We start from the raw sequence: 21,413 nt of genomic DNA, 5'->3' as shown, positions 1-21,413 counted from the left end.
TTTCATTCACTCCTTCTCCGGTTTGGTGGAGTGATACATATCAAATTCACCCGTGAACACCAATTCTCCGCCAACGAAGCTATTCACTTCCACCATTGTGCGGTCTTTTTGATCATGGGCATGTACCACTTTCGCTTTCGCTACCACGCGGTCCCCCTGTTTGACGGAACGTGTGAACCGGATCGATGACTTGGCCGTCAGCGCCAAGTCATCATTGATCACGGCAACAGCCAATGAATTCGCCTGGGCAAACAAATGATGTCCCCTGGCAATTCCGTTCCTTACAAAAACGTGTTCGGGTTTTACGTCAAATATGGAGATGGCACTGTCCCCCAGATCGATATCGATGATTTCCCCGATGATTTCTTCGATCGGAAGTGCCTTTACTTCATCTTCAAAAGACTTCTCAGCTACATGTTTAATTCGTTCCCTGAGTTCAGGGATGGATAATTCCATTCGATCAAGGCGGATCGTCTGTACGCTGACCCCAAACCGCTCGGCCGATTCTTCATCGGTGATGAACGGATTTTCCTTGATTGTATTCACAAGTGCATTCTGCCGCTCTTTCTTAGAAAGTCTCATTATATACACCGTCCAGTATTAGTACTAGGTACTAATAGTAGTATATAGACAAAAAAAGCAGATTGCAAGAGATAATCTTGCAATCTGCCCTGTCTAATCAAGCTTCTCTCCTTCAAGGATCCCCGAATCTTCCAGGTACCTTCTGAGAGGTGCATATTCGTCGTCTTTCCAAAAAGCGTCTGAATTTGCGAGCGTTGCCGCATCGTCCCTTGCGACCTCCAGTGCTCTATAGTCATGGATCATATCAGCTACCTTGAATTCAGGCATGCCGCTTTGTTTCCGGCCGAAGAAGTCGCCCGGTCCGCGCAGTTCGAGGTCCTTTTCACTAAGGACGAATCCATCATTCGTCTCGGTCATGATTTTCATCCGTTCCTTGCCGACTTCGGTCTTAGGGTCTGCCAGGAGAATGCAGTAGGATTGATCATCCCCGCGCCCTACCCGTCCCCGCAGCTGATGAAGAGTCGAGAGACCGAAGCGCTCTGCGTCATAAATAAGCATGAATGTGGCATTCGGAACATTCACCCCGACTTCCACCACCGTCGTGGAGACGAGGACTTGTACTTCATTTCGACTGAAGCTCCTCATGACTTCTTCTTTTTCATCAGGGTGGAGTCTCCCGTGCATGAGGCCGACGGAGAACCGCCCCTGGAAATGCTGACTGAGCTGATTGTAAACATCGATGGAGTTCTGTACGTCCAGTTTGTCCGATTCCTCAATAAGGGGACAGATGACGTACGCCTGCCTGCCGGCTTTCAGTTCCTTTTCCATGAAGGCAAGGACCCTTGTGAGCATATCTTCCTTTGCCCAATAGGTTTCGATGGCTTTCCTCCCTGCAGGCATTTCATCGATGATACTCACATCCATCTCACCGAAAACTGTAATGGCAAGCGTCCTCGGAATCGGCGTAGCCGTCATGAACAGCACATCAGGACTCCCGCCTTTTTCCCTGAGCACGCGCCGCTGATTGACGCCGAAACGATGCTGTTCATCGGTGACGACAAGACCCAGGTTCTCGAATTCCACATCTCCCTGGATGAGGGCGTGGGTGCCGATCAGGATATCGATCTCCCCTTCCTTCAATTTTTCAAGGAGTAGCGCCCTCCGTTTGCCCTTCACCGAACTTGTCAACAGGGCGACGGAGGTCCCGGTCGGTTCAAGGAGCGCACTGAGGGAGTCAGCATGCTGCTCTGCAAGGATCTCAGTCGGAACCATCAGGGCACCCTGGTATCCTGCTGTAACCGAGGAATATAGGGCGATGGCAGATACGACGGTCTTACCGGAGCCCACGTCCCCCTGAAGGAGCCGATTCATGCGGTAAGGGCTTTTCATATCCGCTGAAATCTCATTGACCACCCGCTTCTGAGCATTCGTCAGCGGGAACGGCAGGGTATCCGTGAAGGATTGGATCTTTTCGATATCATACTGCTGGCTGATCCCGTTCGAATGTTCCCGTTCGAATTTACGCAGTGCCTGCATCTTGAGCTGGAATAACAAAAATTCTTCGAACACGAACCTTCTCCTCGCCTGTTTCATGGCTTGCGGAGAGTCCGGAAAGTGCATCTGATAAAGGGCATCAAGGCGTCCTGAAAGCTTATATTTTTCAAGATAATAGATTGGGAGGATCTCTTCAATCAGTTCACCGTATTCATGGAACGCAGCCCTGATATACTTGGTCAGGGCATTCCCTTTGATCGTACCCTTCAATGCATAGACCGGTTCGAAGTCTCCCTGCTTGTTATGCGGTCCTAGCTGATGGCTTTGGACCGTGATGATTTGACGATTCTTATCCCATTTCCCTGTGACCGTCACGGTATCATGAAGGTTGATTTTCTTTTTCAAATAAGGCTGGTTGAAGAATACGGCCTGAACGAGGACCCTTCCTACCAGGATCCTCAAAGTAAGGCGGGATTTTTTCCTGCCGTAAAACATCAGGGCGGGTTCCGAGTGCACTTTCCCTTCCACGGTGACGCGCTCGTCATGAGCGACCTCTTCGAGATCCCTCAATCTGAAATCATCATAGCGGTACGGAAGATACTCCATCAGATCGACCACGGTCCGGATGCCCATTGCATGTAATTGAACCGCCGTCTCTGACCCTATCCCTTTGAGGGATTCAACCGTTGGCACTTCACTGCGTATCGTCACGTTTATTCAGTGCCACGCCAAAGATTTTCGCCTCAAGTTCCCGCCCGGTCGGTGTTGCAGCCAAGCCTCCCAGTGCCGTTTCACGGAGAGCGACCGGCATGGTCTGACCGATCTTATACATGGCATCGATGACTTCATCACACGGGATCCTGCTCGTGATGCCTGCAAGGGCCATATCCGCAGCCACCATTGCATTGGCCGCTCCCATTGCATTCCGCTTCACGCACGGAACCTCAACGAGCCCCGCTACCGGATCGCATACAAGCCCCAACATGTTTTTCAATGTAATCGCCATGGCTTCGGCAGACTGGCTCGGGGTCCCTCCTGCCATTTCGACGATGGCGGCCGCTGCCATACCGCTCGCAGAACCGACCTCCGCCTGACAACCTCCTGCTGCACCGGATATCGAGGCGTTGTTTGCCACGACAAAACCAAATGCTCCGGACGTGAATAAGAAGCGGATCATTTCTTCCTTCGTAGGATTCAGTTTGTTTTTGACGGCAAACAATGTGCCGGGGACGACACCGGCTGAACCCGCAGTCGGCGTGGCACAGATCGTGCCCATGGCTGCATTCACTTCATTGGTGGCGACAGCCTTACTCACGGCATCAAGGATCGTTTCACCGGTCAACGACTTGCCCGATTCTATATACTTTTGAAGAAGGACAGCGTCCCCTCCGGTAAGTCCTGAGTGGGATTTGACGCCTTCCAGCCCCGGGCAACGGCTTTTTCCATTACTTCCAGATTGGTTTCCATCTGCTGATAGACTTCTTCGTAGGTTTTACCAGTGAATTCGATCTCCTGTTCGATCATGATATCTGAAATCTTTTTATTTTGGCTCTCTGCGAGTTCAATCAACTCTGCGACATTTCGAAACATAAGTCTACCTCCATAATGTAAACGCTATCATATTTCAATTCTTCAATCGGTGATTTTGGTCACCTGGGTAATATGGGAAAGAGACGACAGTTCTTTGAGCACAGCCTCATCAATTGGCTGATCCACTTCGATCGTCATCAATGCCATCTTACCTTTTTCCTTCCTAGATACATCCATGTGCCCGATGTTCAATTCATGCTTGGCAATGATATTAGAAACAGCGGCAATCGCACCGAAACGATCATCATGGACAACGAGAATGGCCGGATGATGTCCTGAGAGCTTCAGTTCGAACCCGTTCAATTCAATGATCTCGACTTTCCCGCCGCCGATGGATATTCCGACGAGCTCAATTTCCCCTTCTTCATCCCCCATGTGGATCCTGGCTGTATTGGGGTGATCCGTTATGGCCTCTTCTTCCCTGAATCTGATCTTGATTCCTTTTGTTCTGGCAGTCTCGATTGAATTGATGATCCTTTCATCGAATGTATCATAATCCAGGACCCCGCCGATGATGGCCACGTCGGTACCGTGTCCTTTATAGGTTTTTGCAAATGAACCGTAAAATGAAACATTGACCCATTTCGGTTCGCGACGGAACAGCTCCCTGGCAAGTCTCCCGATGCGTGCGGCTCCCGCAGTATGAGAACTTGATGGCCCGATCATGACCGGCCCGATGATATCAAATACGCTTTTATACTTCATCGTCCTCTATCCCTTCATTTTGAGATAATTGAAGGGGACGAGCCCAATCGGACTGTCCCCTTCCTTTCATCCTATTCGACCGAGAAGATATAGGAGTAAAGTGGCTGCTTCCCGTTATGAACTTCCACTTCCACTTCCCCATATTTTTGTTCGATATCCTCTTGAAGTGCCTCGACGTCTTCTTCAGAAACGTCTTCTCCATAGATGATAGTCAAAATCTCAGAATCTTCATCAAGCATTTGCTCAAGCAGACCGGTTGCCGCCTTCTTGAGGTCTTTCTCTGCAATCACAATCTTTCCTTCATCGATCCCCATGAAATCATCTTTGGAAATCGTAATGCCGTCGATGCTTGTGTCCCTGACAGCAAATGTCACCTGACCGCTTTTCACCTGTTTGGCTGCTTCAGACATCCCTGCCTGGTTTTCCGAAACGGATGCACCCGGATTGAATGCAAGGAGAGCAGACATTCCTTGAGGGACGGTCTTGGTCGGAACGACCGCAACTTCCTGAGAAAGGACTTCAGCCGCTTGCTCCGCTGCCATGATGATGTTCTTGTTATTCGGCATGATGATGACTTTTTTGGCATTGACTTCTTCCACTGCCTTGACGATATCTTCCGTACTTGGATTCATCGTCTGTCCGCCTTCGATCACCACAGTGGCACCGATGCTCCTGAATAGTTCAGCCACACCTTCACCCATGGCGACGGTCACGATGGCAAAGTCGACTTCCTTTTTAGGGGTATCGGCCTTTGCAGCGGGCCGTGATTCACCGACGATGGAGCTGTGCTGCTCCCTCATGTTTTCAATCTTGATCTTGATGAGGCTTCCGTATTGATGACCATAGCTGAGGACATTCCCCGGTTCCTCCGAGTGGATGTGGACTTTCGCCAATTCCTCATCGCTGATGACAAGAAGGGAATCCCCGTACCCGCTGAGGTCCTGACGGAACGCTTCCTCATCGAACGATTTCTTTCCTTCTTCAAAGCGCACCATGAATTCGGTACAATACCCGAATTCGATATCTTCCGTGCTCATGAAGTCCTGGGCAGATTTGTGATGTTCAGCGCTCACAAGATCGTTCATGGATGGAAGGTTCACACGTTCAGAAACCTTCTCCCCCTTCAGCTCTGCAAGAAAGCCTTCATAGACGAACAGCAGTCCTTGACCGCCACTGTCCACAACTCCGACTTCCTTCAGGACAGGAAGGAGATCCGGGGTCCGGTCCAATGACGCCTGCCCTTCCTCGACAATCGCCTGCATCACCTTAATGAAATCGCTCTCGTTTTTCGCAACGGAAACACCCTTTTTCGCCGCATCTTTCGCCACTGTCAAGATCGTTCCTTCTACAGGTTTCATGACAGCTTTGTAGGCTGTATCCACTCCTGCTTGGAGGGCTTGGGTGAACTCTTCTGTCGTAAGGCTGGATTTGCTTTCAATCGCCTTGCCGAATCCCCTGAACAACTGGGAAAGGATGACGCCAGAGTTACCGCGCGCCCCCATCAGCAGTCCCTTAGAAAGGGAGGTGGAGACATTTCCGATATGGGATTGTATGTTTTTTTGAACTTCCTTCGCACCGGAAGTCATGGATAAATTCATATTTGTTCCGGTATCTCCATCAGGAACAGGAAAAACATTCAGTGCATCAACAAGTTGTGCATTCGCAGACAAAAGACTTGCCCCCTGAAGCACCATTTCTGCAAAACGTTTTCCTTCCAAAGATGTAATCGACACGAATCTTCCTCCTCACTACGGGTTCGTTACGCGAACCCCTTGTACAAAAATATTTACTGAATCGACCGCCAAGCCGACGGTTTTATCAAGGGTATATTTAACCTTGGATTGTACGTTGTGAGCAATCTCGGAAATCTTCGTACCATAACTCACAATAATATACATATCAATATGTACTTCCTCTGCTTCCTGTCGAACGATCACTCCGCGAGTGAAGTTCTCCTTGCGCAGAATATCGGTGAAACCGTCCTTGATCTGGTTTTTTGAAGCCATCCCAACAATTCCGTAGCAATCCACCGCTGCACCTCCAGCAATCATTGCAATGACATCATTTGTAATATCAATTTGTCCGTACTGCGTTCTCATTTCGATGGACATGGAATGTGATCCCCCTTCGTTTACATGCTTGGCTACAAACATTTTACTATATAATACCCTATTTTAAAAGCTAAACTGTCATGGCGTCGTCCGCGACACCCTTATCTCATTATCTCCAAGCATCATCAGGCGCCAAACATGAAAAAAAGACGTCTAGCTGCTAGACGTCTTTTCAACTTGATTATTAAACGCGTTCAACTTTACCTGATTTCAACGCTCTTGCAGAAACCCAAACCTTTTTAGGTTTACCGTCTACAAGAATACGAACTTTTTGCAGGTTAGCACCCCACGTACGCTTATTCGCATTCATCGCGTGAGAGCGAGCGTTACCTGAGCTAGCTTTACGGCCAGTAATTACGCATTGTTTCGCCATAATATATTCCCTCCTCACTAACAAGAAGCTGAAGTAAATTTCAGATTCACATTTCGCTTTTTTTTCATAAAGATACCTTAATAATTTATCACACAACAAACGACAATGCAATACCACAATCAAAACCTTTCAAGAAAAAATACTTTACACACAGAAAAGCGGAGGGGGCTTGCCCTGAGGCGACAAGCATAAGGCGAAGATCTCGGAAAGGCGTTCTGTGCCTTTTTGAGATCTTTGACTTATGACCTCGAGCCTCAAGCCCCCGGAGCTAGACATCACGAAAAGCGGAGGCGGGTTGGTCTGACCCGACAAGCATAAGGCGATCCATCCGAAAAGGCGTTCCTGGCCTTTTTGAGCTCCGATCTATGTCACCTGGACTCCAAGCACAAGACCGGGTATTAAGCTGCCCTGCGGCAATGCATAACTCTCTCTTCCATCCCATGCTGAACAGACGACAACTGCAGTTAAACAACTGCCTTTGACTCCCCATTTCTACAGAAGACAGAATAAAAAAAGAGACGGTTTCCCGCCTCCATACGCTATTCTTTCTTGAACGTCCCCAGCATGGCCCTGACAAGGCCTCCAAGAAATTTCGGTAATTTGATTGTATAGAAACGCATTTTCAAGTCCCTCCCCACAATCTATAGAACATACTCGTTACAAATCGCTTATACAAGCCGATCTACACTTTTGGGTCAAGAAGCATCCCTGCTTCTTATCACCATTATTATGCCGTCGGAAAAAGAAAAAGTACCATGCGATTGTATAAGTTCATTACTAATACATAGTGTGGATCCCCAGAAAATATTCCGGTTGGTGAGGGGATATTTGAAGCCGGACAGGGTCAGTCCCTTCACAGCGGGGCTGATCGGTATGAATGAAATATAGGTGTAGCGGGGACTAGCTTCCACCACATGCTCCCCCGGCCTTATTATGAACATTTCATTCAGGGAATCAACCAGGCGCACTGTGATTCCCTGAATCTCATCTTTAAGAAGAAGCTGCACATTTCCCATGAAATGATCCAGCCGGCCGCCGGTTGCTCCGTAAATGGTGATTTCCTCGGGTCCCTGCTCAGCTGCCCAGTTCAAAGCGAGTTCGAGGTCGGTTTCGTCCTTCTCCGGGCGAAAGCGATTCACTTCTTCGACGCGGGAAGAAATCGCATCCCATTCCACGGGGCTGACTGAATCAAAGTCACCAAAGGCCACGTGAGGCTCGATCCCCTTTTCCAGGAGGGTGAACACCCCCCTGTCCACCCCGACCCATTTGTGGCCATCTGCAGGGTCCGTGTTAAGGGGCGGAAGGTACTGAGTCGGTCCTCCTGCCAAGATTGAGATTTTCATAGGGTCCCCCTTTCCAGTAGGGAGGCTACTCTGCTTTCCCTGCAGAAGCCGCTGCTTTAAGGTCTTCAATTGCTTTTTTTCGATCGCTTTGATTATAAATGGCTGATCCTGCCACGAATACATCTGCTCCGGCTTCGGCACAAACCGCGATGGTCTCGGGATTGATTCCACCGTCTACTTCGATTTCAAGGGATGGATTCAGTTCATCGGCCAACTCCCTGATCTCTTTGATCTTAGTGACAACGGATGGAATGAACGCCTGACCGCCGAACCCTGGATTGACCGTCATGAGGAGTACCATATCAAGATCGGCAAGGACCGGCTTGATCAGCTCTGCCGGTGTGCCTGGATTCAGGACGACGCCTGCTTTCACTCCCCGATTTTTGATCATTTGGATGGTCCTGTGTATATGGGGATCCGCTTCAACGTGCACGGTGATATAATCTGCCCCTGCGTCGACAAACGCGTCCACATACTTGGCCGGTTCCGAAATCATCAGATGGACATCGAGGGGAAGTCCTGTAATCGGACGGATGGCTTTGACGATCGGTGGTCCCAGCGTGATATTCGGTACAAAATGACCATCCATCACATCCACATGGATGTAATCCGCTCCACCCGCTTCAACCTCGCGGATGTCCTCCCCTAACTTAGAAAAATCTGCTGATAGAATCGATGGTGCAATCTTCATGATTAATACCTCGGCTTTCTTTCTTTGATTTCCTGATGAAACGATAAATAGTGGTCGTATCGGTAGGCAGGGATCGTCCCCGCCTCCACTTTTTCTTTCACTGCACACTTTGGTTCATTCACGTGCAGGCACCCCCTGAACTTGCATGCCTCAGAGGCAGCTGCCATTTCGGGGAAACATAGCGGCAAATCGGATTCATCAAGCTCCGTGAAGTCCAGGGAACTGAAACCGGGGGTATCCGCCACGAGCCCTCCGTCTACGTGGATGAGCTCCACATGTCGCGTCGTATGCTTTCCCCTTCCAAGATGGCTTGAAATCATGGCGGTCTTCAGATCGAGTTCGGGATCAAGCGCGTTGAGCAGAGAGGATTTCCCGACGCCGGATTGGCCCGCAAACACCGAAATCTTATCCCTGAGATACGGGGCGAGTTCTTTTACGCCCTGTTCCGTTTTCGAGGAAGTCGTCAGCACTTCATACCCCATCCTGCGATAGTCGTCTGCGTACTGGAGAATCTTGTCCGTCTCCCCTTCTGAAAGAAGGTCCATTTTGGTGATACAGATGAGCGGGTCGATCTCCTTACTCTCGATCAGTACGAGGAATCGATCCAGGAGTGTCGTGCTGAAATCCGGCTCACTTGCCGAAAAGACGAGGATTGCTTGATCCACATTGGCAATCGGAGGCCGGACGAGCTCATTCTTCCGTTCAAAAACCTTCAATATGTATCCGTCGGTCTCATTTTCCGCCTGAAATTCAACGTGATCCCCAACAAGGGGGGTGATTTTATTTTTCCTGAAGTTCCCCCTGCCCCTGCATTGAGTGACAGTCCCTTCAGAAAGTACATAATAGAAACCGCTGAGCGCTTTCACAATTTTCCCTTCAGCCATTCGCTACCTCCGTTCTGGTTTATACCCTCATTATAATCGAAAATAATGGGACTGTCCCGTCTAAGACGGAGACAGTCCCAACGAGGACTATTTCTTATCAATCATTAGGATATTCCACTGTACCTTCTTTATACTCCTCGCCATCGAGAAGGATTTTATACTTACCTTCTTGCCCCTCTTCAAGGGTGAAGGTCAATGTAACAGAGGTTTCTTCCGTGATGGCCAGAAGCTGGTCGCTGTCATCCAACTTCTTGTTGGCATCCTCTATATAAATATCGACGGATTGAGGGGTCCCGTCTTCTTTTTCATAGGGGATCGAAAGCTCAAGAGGCACTTCTTTCGTCGTTTTTGACGCAGCAGCCTCTTCCTCTTCCTTCTGTTGAGCCGGGTCCGGGCCTTTTGAAATCGTCACGTAAATGACGTCACCTTCAAAGATCGGCGTGCCGGCTTTCGTTTCCTGGGAGACGACGCTGCCTTCCGGGATATTATCCGAATAAGCCTCTGCGCTCTTCTCAATCGAGATGCCTCTTAAATCCTCGTACTCTTCAAGAAGCTTGCTGTCGAAACCGGTCAAGTCCCTGAGGTCGAATGACACAGGGCCCAAGCTTACGGTTAGTGTGACCGTGGTTTCATCGGGGATGACCTCCTCACCTTCCGATGGATCCTGTCGAAGGATGGTCCCTTCCTCCGCCTGATCATTCACTTCTTCCTTCTCGACCTCAAACCCAAGCTCCTCGAGATCCTTTTTTGCTTCATCATACATGGCGTCTGTATAATCCTTCATCTCGATTTTTTCTTTTCCCGAGCTGACAAAGAGATCGATGGTCGAGCCTTCTTTAGCCGTCCTTCCGCCCTTCGGATTGGTTTTGATCACTTCACCTTCAGGAACGGTCTCGCTCGGCTGTTTTTCTGTCTTGCCTACCACAAACCCTTGAGACACGATGAGGGATGCCGCTTCAGCTGATTCCTTGCCGGATACATCCGGAACCTCGATTTCCTTCGGTCCGAGGAGACCCGGAACGAAGTAGACGGCTGCTGCACCGAGAAGAACCAAGAGGAAAAAGAGGGAAACGATCAGAATCGGCCACTTCTTCTTATTCTTGTCTTTCGGTTTTTTCTTTTTCTTCTTATCTTTCTTGCCTTTCTTCGCTTCCACCACTGGTGCTGAGGGCTTCGTTTCCATCTCTTCAGGTGTTGATTGATGATGGACGATGGTATCGTCAAGATTGGAGTGGGCATTCTGGTCGGTTATGACCGGGATGGCCTTCGTTGCCTCATCATCCAGGGGTACGCTGAATCTCGGTTCGTCCAGACGACCGGGGTCAAGGCATGTCTTAAGCTCTTCCTGTAGCTCATCGAGGTTTTCATATCTTCTGAATGGATCTTTTGCCGTAGCCTTCAGGACGATATTCTCGACGCTTTGAGGGATATGCGGTGCCCATCGTTTCATGGAAGGCGTCTCGGATTGCAGATGCTTCAAGGCGATGGATACCGCCGATTCACCTGAAAACGGCAGGCGGCCGGTCAACAGCTCGAACATGACGATCCCGAGGGAATAGATATCCGATTTCTTTGTCGCCATCCCTCCCCTTGCCTGCTCAGGGGACAAATAGTGAACGGACCCGAGAACAGAGTTTGTCTGGGTGATGGAAGTGGCACTCAATGCCATGGCGATTCCGAAATCGGTGATTTTGACATTGCCTTCTTCGTCGAGAAGGATATTATGGGGCTTGATATCCCTATGGATGATATGATTCTGGTGGGCGTGTGCGATTGCCATGGTCAACTGCTTCATGATATCGATCGCTTTTTCCACATCCACGGGAGAATGTTGCTGTATGTACTGCTTCAAGGTCATGCCATGCACGTACTCCATCACGATATAGGACAAGTCGTCCTCTTCACCAACGTCATAAATGCTGACGATATTCGGATGGGTCAGGCTTGTGGCGGATTGGGCTTCCCGCTGGAAGCGCTTGATGAACTCCTCTTCATTGGCGAAATCCAGCCGCAGCGTCTTGATGGCGACTTCACGGTCAAGGATCATATCATGGGCAAGATAAACATTGGCCATGCCGCCCCCGCCGATCAGTTTGATAATTTTGTAGCGGCCACTGATGCGCTTTCCATTCATCATACGATCACCCGCTTTCCGTTACAGCGGCATACTCAACGATCACTACAGTAATATTATCTTCTCCGCCGTATTCATTGGCGCGATGTACCAGAGCTTCCCCTTTATCCGAGAGTGGATGATCTTCAACCAAAATCCGCTGCATCTCTCTTTCCGATACTTTATTGGATAGTCCATCGGAGCATAATAGCAGCACATCTTCTTCTTCAAACATGATCGTCTTGATATCCATGCTGATGGTCGCTTCTGTGCCGATCGCCCTCAGGATGACATTCTTCCTTGGATGATGCTCCGCATCTTCCTTCGTGATCTCTCCGCTCCTTACAAGCTCGTTGACAAGGGTGTGATCCTCTGTCAGCTGATGGAAGCCGTTTTCGTTGAGGATATAGCCCCTGCTGTCTCCGACATTCACCACAGTGGCGAAGAGGGATGTGCAGATGGCTCCGACAAGTGTCGTCCCCATTCCTTCACAATCGGAATGGGATTGAGCATACGTGAAAACTTCCCGATTGACGTCTGCAATGGTCGCCCTTAACCAATTTTCTGCTTCATCTGCCGTATGGAACTTTTCCGTCTGCCCCCAACGCTCATCGAGGAATGATATGGTCAGCTGACTGGCAACGTCACCTGCACGATGGCCGCCCATCCCGTCCGCTACCACTGCCAGGTAGTCTCCATGTCCATTGACAAATACACCTGCACTGTCTTCGTTAAGCTGTCTCACTTTCCCTTTATCCGAATAATATACCGTTTTCACATAGGTCACCTCGTCTCTACTGGCACTTCCCCGTGAAGGAAAGGGGCTTCCCCTCTTTCCTCCGTCAAAGAAGGCTTTACTACTCTTACGACTCCGATGGCGAATTTTCCTGCTTTACAAGACGCTTATCCATTTTTCTTCCTGAAGCATGAGATGAAGAATCCATCCCCTCCGAAATCCTGCGGGAATACCTGCAGCAGATGACCCTGTACGAATGGTTCTACCGCTTCCGGCATCCCATCAAGGGGATGGGGTTCAAATTCAGGGTGTTGACTCAGGAATTCCTTCACGGTCCCCTCATTTTCATTTTGGTCCACCGTACACGTACTATATACAAGGATCCCGTCCTTTTTCAGCAGTCTGGATGCAGCATCAAGAATATCAAGCTGGATCTTCTGCAGGGAGTTCAAATCCTGTTCCTTCTTCGCATACTTGATATCGGGCTTCCTTCTGAGAACGCCAAGTCCTGAACATGGAGCATCCACCAAGACACGCTCAAAGCTCTCTTCTTCAAATACTTCTCCGGCTTTCCTGCTGTCAAGGGTGCGTGCATGCACATTGGCAAGACCGAGTCTACCGGCATTTTCAGCGATGAGCTTCACCTTATGGGCATGAAGGTCAAGGGCATGCACCTCACCTGTATTCTTCAACACCTCGGCGATATGGGTCGTTTTCCCACCTGGTGCCGCACAAGCATCGAGTACCCTCATGCCTTCTTCTAATTTAAGGGCATGAGCCACGAGCATGGAACTTTCATCCTGAACCGTCAACCTTCCATTCCGGTATTCATCCGTTTTCGCCAGGTTTCCCCTGAGGGACTGAATCGCTTCAGGAACGATGGGACTTTCTTGAGCGGAGTGCCCATTTTCGGTGAGGCTTTCCAAAAGTTCTTCCCTTGTCCCTTTCAGCGGATTGACCCTTGCCGTCTGATTCGGTGCGAGGAGATTCGTTTCACACATGGCCTTCGTTTTCTCGAGACCGAATTGATCGCTCCATCTTTTCACAAGCCATAGTGGGTGACTTGTTTCAACGGATACTCTCTCAATGGGATCCTGGATGTCTTCAAGGGACGGGAGCCCCTTCCGCTGGACCGAACGGAGCACACCGTTCACCATCCCGGAGATTCCTTTGTGTCCTCGTTTTTTAGCAATTTCTACTGCTTCATAGAACACGGCGCGATCTGGGATACGATCCAGATACACCAGCTGATAAAGAGACATGCGCAGGAGCTGCCTTACCCAGCTTTCGACCTTCCCTCTCAAGAACGGCTTCAAATAATAGTCCAGCGTCATCTTCCGCTGGATCGTTCCATATGTAAGCTCGGTGAGGAGACCGACGTCCCTTGATGGGATATCGTTCTTCTCGATTACATGGTTGAGCAGCAGATTGCTGTATGATTGATTTTTTTCAACGGCTTCAATTACTTCCAGGGCGGCTTCCCGGACGGTCTTCTTACTCATGGACTTCACCGAGCCTGTTCCCGACTGCGAGGTGAGAACCCGCGCCCCTGAGATAATCCTTCGCACTCATCCGCTTTTTGCCCGAAGGTTGAAGGTCGGTCACTTTGATGGATGTATCATCACCTGTTGAAACGATGAATCCATCCTCTTCGATGGCGAGGACCTCACCGGGTTCCGACGCACCATGCCCCCTCACCTTTTCACCCCACCAGATTTTCATAACGGCTCCAGCAAGGGTCGTATACGCCACGGGCCATGGGTGCAGACCGCGGATATGGTTGTATACTTCACTGCCAGGTTTTGACCAATCGATCTTTTCCTGCTCACGCTTGATGTTCCACGCAAACGTAGCCTGTTCTTCTTCTTGTTTAACAGGTGTCACGGAGCCGTCCAGTAGCTTCGGGAGCGTCTCGATCAGAAGTGCTGAGCCCGCTTCGCTCAACTTATCATGGAGGGTCCCCACGTGATCCGTTTCTTCAATCCCGACTTCGACCTGACTGATGATATCACCTGCATCCAGTTTTTCCACCATATACATGATGGTGATGCCAGTCGATGATTTCCCCTGAAGGATGGAGTAGTGGATCGGAGCCCCTCCCCTTAGTTCAGGAAGCAGTGATGCGTGGACATTGATACAACCATGCTTGGGTGCATCGAGCAGACGCTTCGGAAGAATCTGGCCGAATGCTGCGGTTACGATCAAATCAGGTTCCAGCGCGAGAACCTCTTCCAGTTCATCGGAATTCTTGATCTTTTCGGGCTGATAGATGGGGATACCGTGTTTTTCAGCCTCTACCTTGACGGGCGGAGGCGTGAGGATGCGTTTTCTGCCCACTGGCCGGTCAGGCTGGGTTACAACGGCGACCACTTCATAATCGTTCTCGATCAACGCTTTCAGGACGGGGACGGAAAAATCCGGGGTCCCCATAAAAATCACTTTGGTCATTCTTCTTCAAACCTTTCTAATTCATCTTCCGTCAGGAGCTTTTCGGTCTTTGTATTGAAAAGGACACCATGCAAATGATCGATTTCGTGCTGGATCGCACGGGCAAGGAAGCCTTCAGCCCTGCCTTCAAGCCATCTTCCCTTCCGGTCCTGGGTCCTGAAGGAGATGCTGTATGGACGGCTCACTTCCCCGAAAAGACCCGGGAAACTCAGGCACCCTTCAAGATCGGTCTGCTCGCCAGAATGCTCGAAGATTTCTGGGTTGATGAGTTCGATCGTGCCTGACTCATCCCCAATATCAACTACGGCCACTTGGAGATCCACTCCCACTTGAGGTGCGGCAAGTCCGACACCATCTGCTTCGATCATCGTTTCATACATATTATCAAGAAGCTTCTTCAATTTTTTATCAAACTCCTTCACCGGCTCACATCGCTTTACGAGGATCGGATCGGGATGCATGACGATCGGTAATACAGCCATTCAAATTCCAACTTTCTATATTTGTTTCGCCGGTAAGGTCACATCATGACGTATGGATTCACGTCGATGCTGATTGTGAGGCCTTGTGAGGCATATTGCTGATGAAATTGTTCCAGCAGCGTCTTGAGCGTTTCCGCCAGTCGCGGTTCCCGCTTGTATTTTATCAAACATTGGTATCGATATCTATTTTTGATTCTGGGGATTGGAGAGGCAACAGGGCCGAGAATCTTCGTCGTACCGGATAATCTGCTCCTGATGAACCCCGTCATTTTCTCGGATACATCCACTACCTTCATAAGGTCTTCGTGGCTGATCGTGACAAGGGAAATATAATAAAAAGGAGGGTAGGACCCCATTTTCCTCATCACCATCTCCTGATCATAAAAACGCTCATAGTCATGGTTTGAAGCGAGTTCAACCGAATAATGCTCCGGTGTGTATGTCTGGATAACGACTTCACCGGGGAGGGAGTGCCGCCCCGCCCTGCCGCTCACCTGTGTCAGAAGCTGGAACGTCTTCTCCGCAGAACGGAAATCGGGTATATGGAGCATCGTGTCTGCACTGAGGACACCGACAAGGGTGATGTTGGGAAAATCCAATCCTTTCGCAATCATCTGGGTTCCAAGGAGGATATCGGCCTTCCCTTCCCCAAAGGAAGTCAGCAGCCTTTCGTGGGAACCTTTCCTCGTGGTGGTATCCACATCCATCCGGATGATCCGTGCTTGAGGGAGCAGCTTAGTGAGCTCCTCCTCCACCTTCTGCGTTCCCGTCCCGAAATACCTGATATGTTCGCTGGTACACTCCGGACAGGTCTCCGGTACACGCTCTTCATAGCCGCAATAGTGGCATTTCATTCCGTTGGAGAAGCGGTGGTACGTCAGCGATATATCACAGTTGGGGCACTGGACGACATATCCGCAGTCCCTGCACATGATGAAGGATGAGTGGCCCCTCCTGTTGAGGAACAGCACCGTCTGCTCTCCTTTTGAGAGTCGGTCCTCCAGTTTTTCAAACAGAGTCCTCGAAAACATCGAGCGGTTCCCTTCACGGAGTTCTTCCCTCATGTCGACAATGTCGACTGATGGCAAGGGGCCTTCATTCATCCTTTTGCTGAGGTTCAAACGGGTATACACTCCTTTTGATGCCCTGGCGAATGATTCCAATGACGGCGTCGCACTTCCAAGAACCACGGGGCACCCGTGGTACTCACTTCGCCAAATGGCGACATCACGTGCATGATAGCGGGGGTTTTCCTCTTGTTTATAGCTGGTCTCATGCTCTTCATCGATGATGATGATCCCAAGGTTCTCAAACGGTGCGAATACAGCAGACCTTGCTCCCACCACCACACGGACTTCCTTCCGCTCGATCTTCCTCCACTCGTCATACTTCTCTCCTGACGATAGCCCGCTGTGAAGTACGGCAACTTCATCGCCGAATCTCCCTTTGAAACGATTCACCATTTGGGGAGTAAGGGCGATTTCAGGAACAAGCACGATCGCTTCCTTACCCCGTTCAAGTACCCGCTGGATCGATTGCAGGTAGATCTCTGTCTTCCCGCTCCCTGTCACCCCGAAAAGAAGGAAGGTTTCCTGAATGCCGGATTCAATTCTATCAAGGATGGGGGTGATTGCCTTCCCTTGTTGATCCGTCAACGGAAGCGGAGAGGTTTGTTTGAACGTCCGATCTTCGTATGGATCCCGGTAAGTCTCTTCATCCCGTTGCAAGAGGAGTCCCTTTTTCACCATGGATTGGATGGTGGATGCCGTCGTACCTGCCCGCTCAGAAAGCTCTTTGATCGTGAAGCCCTGATCAGCGTGATCCTTCCAGAACATGAGGACATCCTTTTGCTTCTTCGCCTGTGGCGGGAGGGCGGAGGCTTCTGTTTCGACAGTTTCAGGGGAGATGCCTAGGTAGATCTTTCTGATCATCTTTTTATTCGTTTTCCCTTTCACCTTGTACACGACTTCCAAGATGCCATTTTTGACCCCCTGTTGAGCCAGTGGGAGTAAACCAGCGGCCTCAATGGATTTCCATTGGGCGGTCCCTTTAGGGAAATGGGGTCTGAGTGGTTCGGGCAGGTTTTCAACCTGAAGACCGTTTTCCACTACGAGTTGTTTCTCGTATTTCGCTTTCATGGCGGCCGGCAGCATGGCCTGGAGGGCGGAGATTTTGAAGCACAGCGTGTTCTCCGTCAGCCAATCCGCCATGGTTAGAAGCTCCTTGTTGAGTACCGGTTTCAAATCCATCGGTTCGCTGATCGGCTTGAGTTTCGCCACTTCACTCTTTTCTTTCAGTTCCATGACAAATCCCTGAACTTTCCTGGGGCCGAATGGAACGACGACCCGCATACCGGGCAGGATGCTCCCGGTCCATTCCCCGGGTATGAGGTAGTCAAAGCAGCGGTCTGTCTGCATGGCAGCAACATCCACGATGACACTTGCTACATTTTTCATTCGGAATCCATCCGTCGCAGTGCTTCAAGGAGTATTTCTTCCGCCACTTTGGACTTTGAGAGCATCGGCAATTCGCGAATGCCGTCTTCCGTGACAATGGTTACTTTATTCGTATCTGTCCCGAAACCTGATCCTTCTTCGCTCACATTGTTGGCCACGATCATATCAGCTCTTTTTCTCTCGAGCTTCCCTTTGGCGTATTCACCAATATTGGACGTTTCGGCAGCAAACCCGATAAGATATTGGCCGTCCTTCCTTTTTCCGAGCTCCATAAGGATATCCTTTGTCCGTTCGAACTCGATAACCAGATTACCATCTTGTTTTTTCATTTTTTCAGCATAGACTTCCACTGGACGATAATCGGAGACCGCCGCGCTCTTCACCACGATATCTGCATCCTCGAAATGCGCAAGTACGGCATCATACATGTCCTCTGCCGTCGTTACCTCGATGAGACGCACCCCACGCGGCGAAGACAGATTGACCGGGCCTGATACCAAGGTGACATCGGCACCCATGTTCACGGCCATTTCAGCCATGGCAAATCCCATCTTTCCTGTAGAGCGGTTCGAGAAGTACCGGACAGGATCAATGATTTCTCTAGTCGGACCGGCAGAAATAAGGACGTTCTTCCCTTTAAGTGGCTGTTCTGTCGGAGCATGAAAATGACGGGTGATCAACTCCACGATCTTTTCAGGTTCTTCCAGGCGGCCTTTACCGACGTATCCGCAAGCCAGGTACCCTTCACTCGGTTCAACGAATCGGCAGCCGTCCTCATGCAGGGTGGCAATATTCCTTTTGACTGCAGGATGATCATACATATGGACGTTCATGGCAGGAGCGATCCAAATGTCGGCCTCTGTCGCAAGCAACGTGGTAGAGATCATATCATCTCCGATACCGCCTGCGAGTTTCCCGATCATATTAGCCGTAGCAGGTGCCACGAGGACAAGGTCTGCCCAATCGGCCAGGTCGATATGGGCAATCTTCGATGGAATCTTCTCATCGAACGTATCCCAGTAGACATCCTGACGAGATAACGCCTGGAACGTGAGGGGCGAAACGAACTCCCTCGCGGATTCCGTCATCATCACCTTCACTTCGAAGCCCGCCTGTACAAGCTTACTCGTAAGGGCTGCTGCTTTATATACGGCGATCCCACCGGTCACGCATAATAGTATATTTTTCCCCATATCGTTCATTGCCTCCATTATCTAATCTATTCATAGCCTCTATTATGAAGGATATTGCCGCAAAAAGAAAATAGGGCTGTACCGGAAAAGTTCATCACTTCCCGGTGCAACCCTTTTCATTTCCTATTCGCCGTACGGATGAGATTTATTCATCTTCATAGATGGCTTTTTCGTCTCTTTCTTTCATGGACAAGTGGCCGGAGTGGATTTCTTCAAGGGCCTTACCTACGTACTTTTCCGACACATATTCTTCCATGCGGAAGTCCTTTTTATCCTGTAGATCCCGTGCTCTTTTGGCAGCCACGCTGACCAACGAGTATTTCGAATCGATCTTTTTCATTAGTGAATCAATAGATGGATATAACATTCACTCAACCTCCAGCATATTTAGATAGCGTTGTTGTACACGTTCCCGCTTGCAGTGCTCGGCCTGCACGATGGACTTGATCTTGCCGACGGCATGTTCGATTTGATCATTCTCGACGATATAATCATAGAGATTCATCATTTCGATCTCCTTGCGGGCGGTATTCATCCTGCCCTGGATGAGATCATCCGTCTCCGTCCCCCGTGTGACCAACCGGTTCTGAAGTTCCGACAGGCTTGGCGGTGCAAGGAAGATGAACAGCCCTTCAGGAAATTTGTCCCTGACCTGCTGGGCACCCTGGACCTCGATCTCAAGGAATACATCATTTCCTTCGTCAAGTGTCTGCCGGACATAGTCAACGGGCGTGCCGTAGTAATTCCCGACAAACTCGGCGTACTCCAAAAGCTTGCCTTGCTCGATCAGCGCTTCGAATTCTTCCCTTGTCTTGAAGAAATAGTCCACGCCGTCCACTTCCCCCTCACGCGGATGGCGTGTTGTCATGGAAATGGAATATTCAAATTTCGTATCTTCCTGGGAAAAAATCGCCTTTCGAACTGTCCCTTTCCCTACTCCGGAAGGTCCGGATAGCACGATCAGCAATCCTTTTTCTTTCATTTATTTACCCTGCCCTTCTTCTATTAAATCCTCTTTATCAGTCACTCGATGGGCAACGGTCTCGGGTTGGACGGCCGACAGGATGACATGATCGCTGTCTGTGATGATGACGGCCCTCGTCCTTCTTCCGTATGTAGCGTCAACTAATGTTCCCCGATCCCTCGCATCCTGCATCAGACGCTTGATGGGCGCTGATTCAGGTCCGACGATCGATATGATTCGATTTGCTGATACAATATTCCCAAAGCCTATATTGATGAGCTTGATTGACATGACGCTCCTCCTAATCAATAGTTTAGTCTCGCCCGTTCTTGGGGAAACTAAACTTCTTATTCAACATTTTGGACCTGCTCCCGCACTTTCTCAAGTGCCGATTTCAACTCGACCACCAGTGCGGAAATGCTGGAGTCATTTGCTTTGGAGCCGATCGTGTTCACTTCACGGTTCATCTCCTGAATGATGAAATCCAGTTTTCGTCCCATCACACCGTCCTCATCCAAGGTGGCATGAAAGTACTGAAGATGACTCCCGAGACGCGTCAACTCTTCGGTTATGTCTGATTTATCTGCAAATATGGCCACTTCGGACAGGAGCCTTGCCTCGTCGGGATCTCCCTCGCTCCATTCCCGTATTCGTTTCTTGAGCCGTTCCCTGTATTGCAGGGTGACAGCGGGTGCGTGGGCAGTAAGTTCGCCAAGGCAGGTCCGGATCTGTCCAAGATGGGCAAGGAAATCGGCATGAAGCGCCTTGCCTTCCTCCACCCTCATCTTCCTTAATTCAACGGAAGCCTTCCGGACTGCCTCCATGACCAGATCGTCAAGCTCGGCATTCTCCTCTTCCGTCTCTTCGACCGTAACGAATTCTCCTCTGCCGAGAAGGTCCGACAGGGCGATATCACCCTTGAGGGCGTATGTTTCCCTCACTTTATTTACTAACTGATGATAATCCTCAATGAGTCCCCAGTCAATATGTAAATTCTTATGTATGAGACCTCCGCCGGAAATATCGATGAACAGATCGATTTTCCCCCTGCTAATAAAGGTGGAGAGCTCCTTCTTGATCTTATCTTCAAGCTTCATGAGTTGGCGCGGCATACGGATATTGAACTCGCTGAATCGATGGTTCACGGTTTTCATTTCAACAATGACGGTATTTCTCTCCGATTCAATCCGGCTCCGTCCAAAGCCTGTCATGCTGATGACCATTCCAATCACACCCAATCTATGCGACGTGCCTGTCGATTTTCTATACGGGGTCACCTGATGGCAGCCCGCTCCAGCTTATAAAAAA

Annotated in this window: 21 protein-coding genes and 1 pseudogene; all 22 read right to left on the bottom strand. The window is 49.8% G+C overall.

Annotated features, from left to right (window positions below; translation table 11 throughout):
• Window positions 1–6: 6 nt before the first annotated feature.
• Window positions 7–582, bottom strand: a complete 576-nt coding sequence (gene fapR / locus D5E69_RS09960; RefSeq protein WP_048004086.1) for a transcription factor FapR — start codon at window positions 580–582, stop codon at window positions 7–9.
• A 93-nt stretch (window positions 583–675) separates the two neighbouring features.
• Window positions 676–2,727 carry an ATP-dependent DNA helicase RecG gene (recG, locus tag D5E69_RS09955; protein WP_148794996.1) on the bottom strand — a complete coding sequence of 684 codons (2,052 nt, stop codon included), beginning with the start codon at window positions 2,725–2,727 and terminating at the stop codon, window positions 676–678.
• Window positions 2,711–3,606: pseudogene (gene sdaAA / locus D5E69_RS09950) on the bottom strand (L-serine ammonia-lyase, iron-sulfur-dependent, subunit alpha). Before sdaAA ends, recG begins: the two are co-directional and overlap by 17 nt.
• 42 nt (window positions 3,607–3,648) lie before the next feature.
• The gene (sdaAB, locus tag D5E69_RS09945; protein WP_048004088.1) at window positions 3,649–4,311 is read right to left on the bottom strand and encodes an L-serine ammonia-lyase, iron-sulfur-dependent subunit beta; all 663 of its coding nucleotides are present in this window, start codon (window positions 4,309–4,311) and stop codon (window positions 3,649–3,651) included.
• A gap of 71 nt (window positions 4,312–4,382) precedes the next feature.
• Window positions 4,383–6,044, bottom strand: coding sequence for a DAK2 domain-containing protein (locus D5E69_RS09940; RefSeq protein WP_159129610.1), 1,662 nt, complete (start codon window positions 6,042–6,044; stop codon window positions 4,383–4,385).
• A gap of 15 nt (window positions 6,045–6,059) precedes the next feature.
• Entirely contained in the window at window positions 6,060–6,422 is a 363-nt protein-coding gene (locus D5E69_RS09935; RefSeq protein ID WP_048004090.1) for an Asp23/Gls24 family envelope stress response protein, read from the bottom strand.
• Window positions 6,423–6,606: 184 nt separating this feature from the next.
• Window positions 6,607–6,795 (bottom strand): 50S ribosomal protein L28, encoded by a 189-nt coding sequence (gene rpmB, locus D5E69_RS09930; protein ID WP_048004091.1) that lies wholly within the window; start codon window positions 6,793–6,795, stop codon window positions 6,607–6,609.
• A 539-nt stretch (window positions 6,796–7,334) separates the two neighbouring features.
• The gene (gene spoVM / locus D5E69_RS09925) at window positions 7,335–7,415 is read right to left on the bottom strand and encodes a stage V sporulation protein SpoVM (protein ID WP_032088878.1); all 81 of its coding nucleotides are present in this window, start codon (window positions 7,413–7,415) and stop codon (window positions 7,335–7,337) included.
• A gap of 75 nt (window positions 7,416–7,490) precedes the next feature.
• A complete protein-coding gene (locus D5E69_RS09920; RefSeq protein WP_048013064.1) occupies window positions 7,491–8,138 on the bottom strand; it encodes a thiamine diphosphokinase in 648 nt (215 codons plus the stop codon).
• A gap of 25 nt (window positions 8,139–8,163) precedes the next feature.
• Entirely contained in the window at window positions 8,164–8,832 is a 669-nt protein-coding gene (rpe, locus tag D5E69_RS09915; protein WP_048004524.1) for a ribulose-phosphate 3-epimerase, read from the bottom strand.
• Complete coding sequence (gene rsgA / locus D5E69_RS09910; protein WP_048004093.1) at window positions 8,832–9,713, bottom strand: ribosome small subunit-dependent GTPase A; 882 nt, start codon at window positions 9,711–9,713, stop codon at window positions 8,832–8,834. Before rsgA ends, rpe begins: the two co-directional genes overlap by 1 nt.
• Window positions 9,714–9,810: 97 nt before the next feature.
• Window positions 9,811–11,850 carry a Stk1 family PASTA domain-containing Ser/Thr kinase gene (pknB, locus tag D5E69_RS09905; RefSeq protein WP_048004094.1) on the bottom strand — a complete coding sequence of 680 codons (2,040 nt, stop codon included), beginning with the start codon at window positions 11,848–11,850 and terminating at the stop codon, window positions 9,811–9,813.
• A 4-nt stretch (window positions 11,851–11,854) separates the two neighbouring features.
• Window positions 11,855–12,604 carry a Stp1/IreP family PP2C-type Ser/Thr phosphatase gene (locus D5E69_RS09900; protein WP_048004095.1) on the bottom strand — a complete coding sequence of 250 codons (750 nt, stop codon included), beginning with the start codon at window positions 12,602–12,604 and terminating at the stop codon, window positions 11,855–11,857.
• Window positions 12,605–12,729: 125 nt separating this feature from the next.
• The gene (gene rsmB / locus D5E69_RS09895; RefSeq protein ID WP_148794994.1) at window positions 12,730–14,064 is read right to left on the bottom strand and encodes a 16S rRNA (cytosine(967)-C(5))-methyltransferase RsmB; all 1,335 of its coding nucleotides are present in this window, start codon (window positions 14,062–14,064) and stop codon (window positions 12,730–12,732) included.
• On the bottom strand, window positions 14,057–15,010 hold the full coding sequence (gene fmt / locus D5E69_RS09890) for a methionyl-tRNA formyltransferase (RefSeq protein ID WP_048004097.1): 954 nt from the start codon (window positions 15,008–15,010) through the stop codon (window positions 14,057–14,059). The genes rsmB and fmt overlap by 8 nt, the downstream gene beginning before the upstream one ends.
• A complete protein-coding gene (def, locus tag D5E69_RS09885; RefSeq protein WP_048004098.1) occupies window positions 15,007–15,492 on the bottom strand; it encodes a peptide deformylase in 486 nt (161 codons plus the stop codon). The genes fmt and def overlap by 4 nt, the downstream gene beginning before the upstream one ends.
• Before the next feature lie 38 nt (window positions 15,493–15,530).
• Window positions 15,531–17,948, bottom strand: a complete 2,418-nt coding sequence (gene priA / locus D5E69_RS09880; RefSeq protein WP_159129609.1) for a primosomal protein N' — start codon at window positions 17,946–17,948, stop codon at window positions 15,531–15,533.
• The gene (gene coaBC / locus D5E69_RS09875; protein ID WP_249931588.1) at window positions 17,945–19,141 is read right to left on the bottom strand and encodes a bifunctional phosphopantothenoylcysteine decarboxylase/phosphopantothenate--cysteine ligase CoaBC; all 1,197 of its coding nucleotides are present in this window, start codon (window positions 19,139–19,141) and stop codon (window positions 17,945–17,947) included. Before coaBC ends, priA begins: the two co-directional genes overlap by 4 nt.
• A gap of 145 nt (window positions 19,142–19,286) precedes the next feature.
• Entirely contained in the window at window positions 19,287–19,508 is a 222-nt protein-coding gene (gene rpoZ, locus D5E69_RS09870; RefSeq protein ID WP_159129607.1) for a DNA-directed RNA polymerase subunit omega, read from the bottom strand.
• Window positions 19,509–20,123, bottom strand: coding sequence for a guanylate kinase (gene gmk / locus D5E69_RS09865; RefSeq protein WP_048004102.1), 615 nt, complete (start codon window positions 20,121–20,123; stop codon window positions 19,509–19,511).
• Window positions 20,124–20,396 carry an extracellular matrix/biofilm regulator RemA gene (remA, locus tag D5E69_RS09860; RefSeq protein ID WP_048004103.1) on the bottom strand — a complete coding sequence of 91 codons (273 nt, stop codon included), beginning with the start codon at window positions 20,394–20,396 and terminating at the stop codon, window positions 20,124–20,126.
• 56 nt (window positions 20,397–20,452) lie between these two features.
• Entirely contained in the window at window positions 20,453–21,328 is an 876-nt protein-coding gene (locus tag D5E69_RS09855; RefSeq protein WP_048004104.1) for a YicC/YloC family endoribonuclease, read from the bottom strand.
• Window positions 21,329–21,413 lie beyond the last annotated feature (85 nt).

The organism is Rossellomorea marisflavi (genome assembly GCF_009806575.1).
Lineage (GTDB): Bacteria > Bacillota > Bacilli > Bacillales > Bacillaceae_B > Rossellomorea > Rossellomorea marisflavi_A.
The sequence above is the reverse complement of the archived record's forward strand: the minus strand, read 5'-3'. Positions and strand labels throughout refer to the sequence as shown.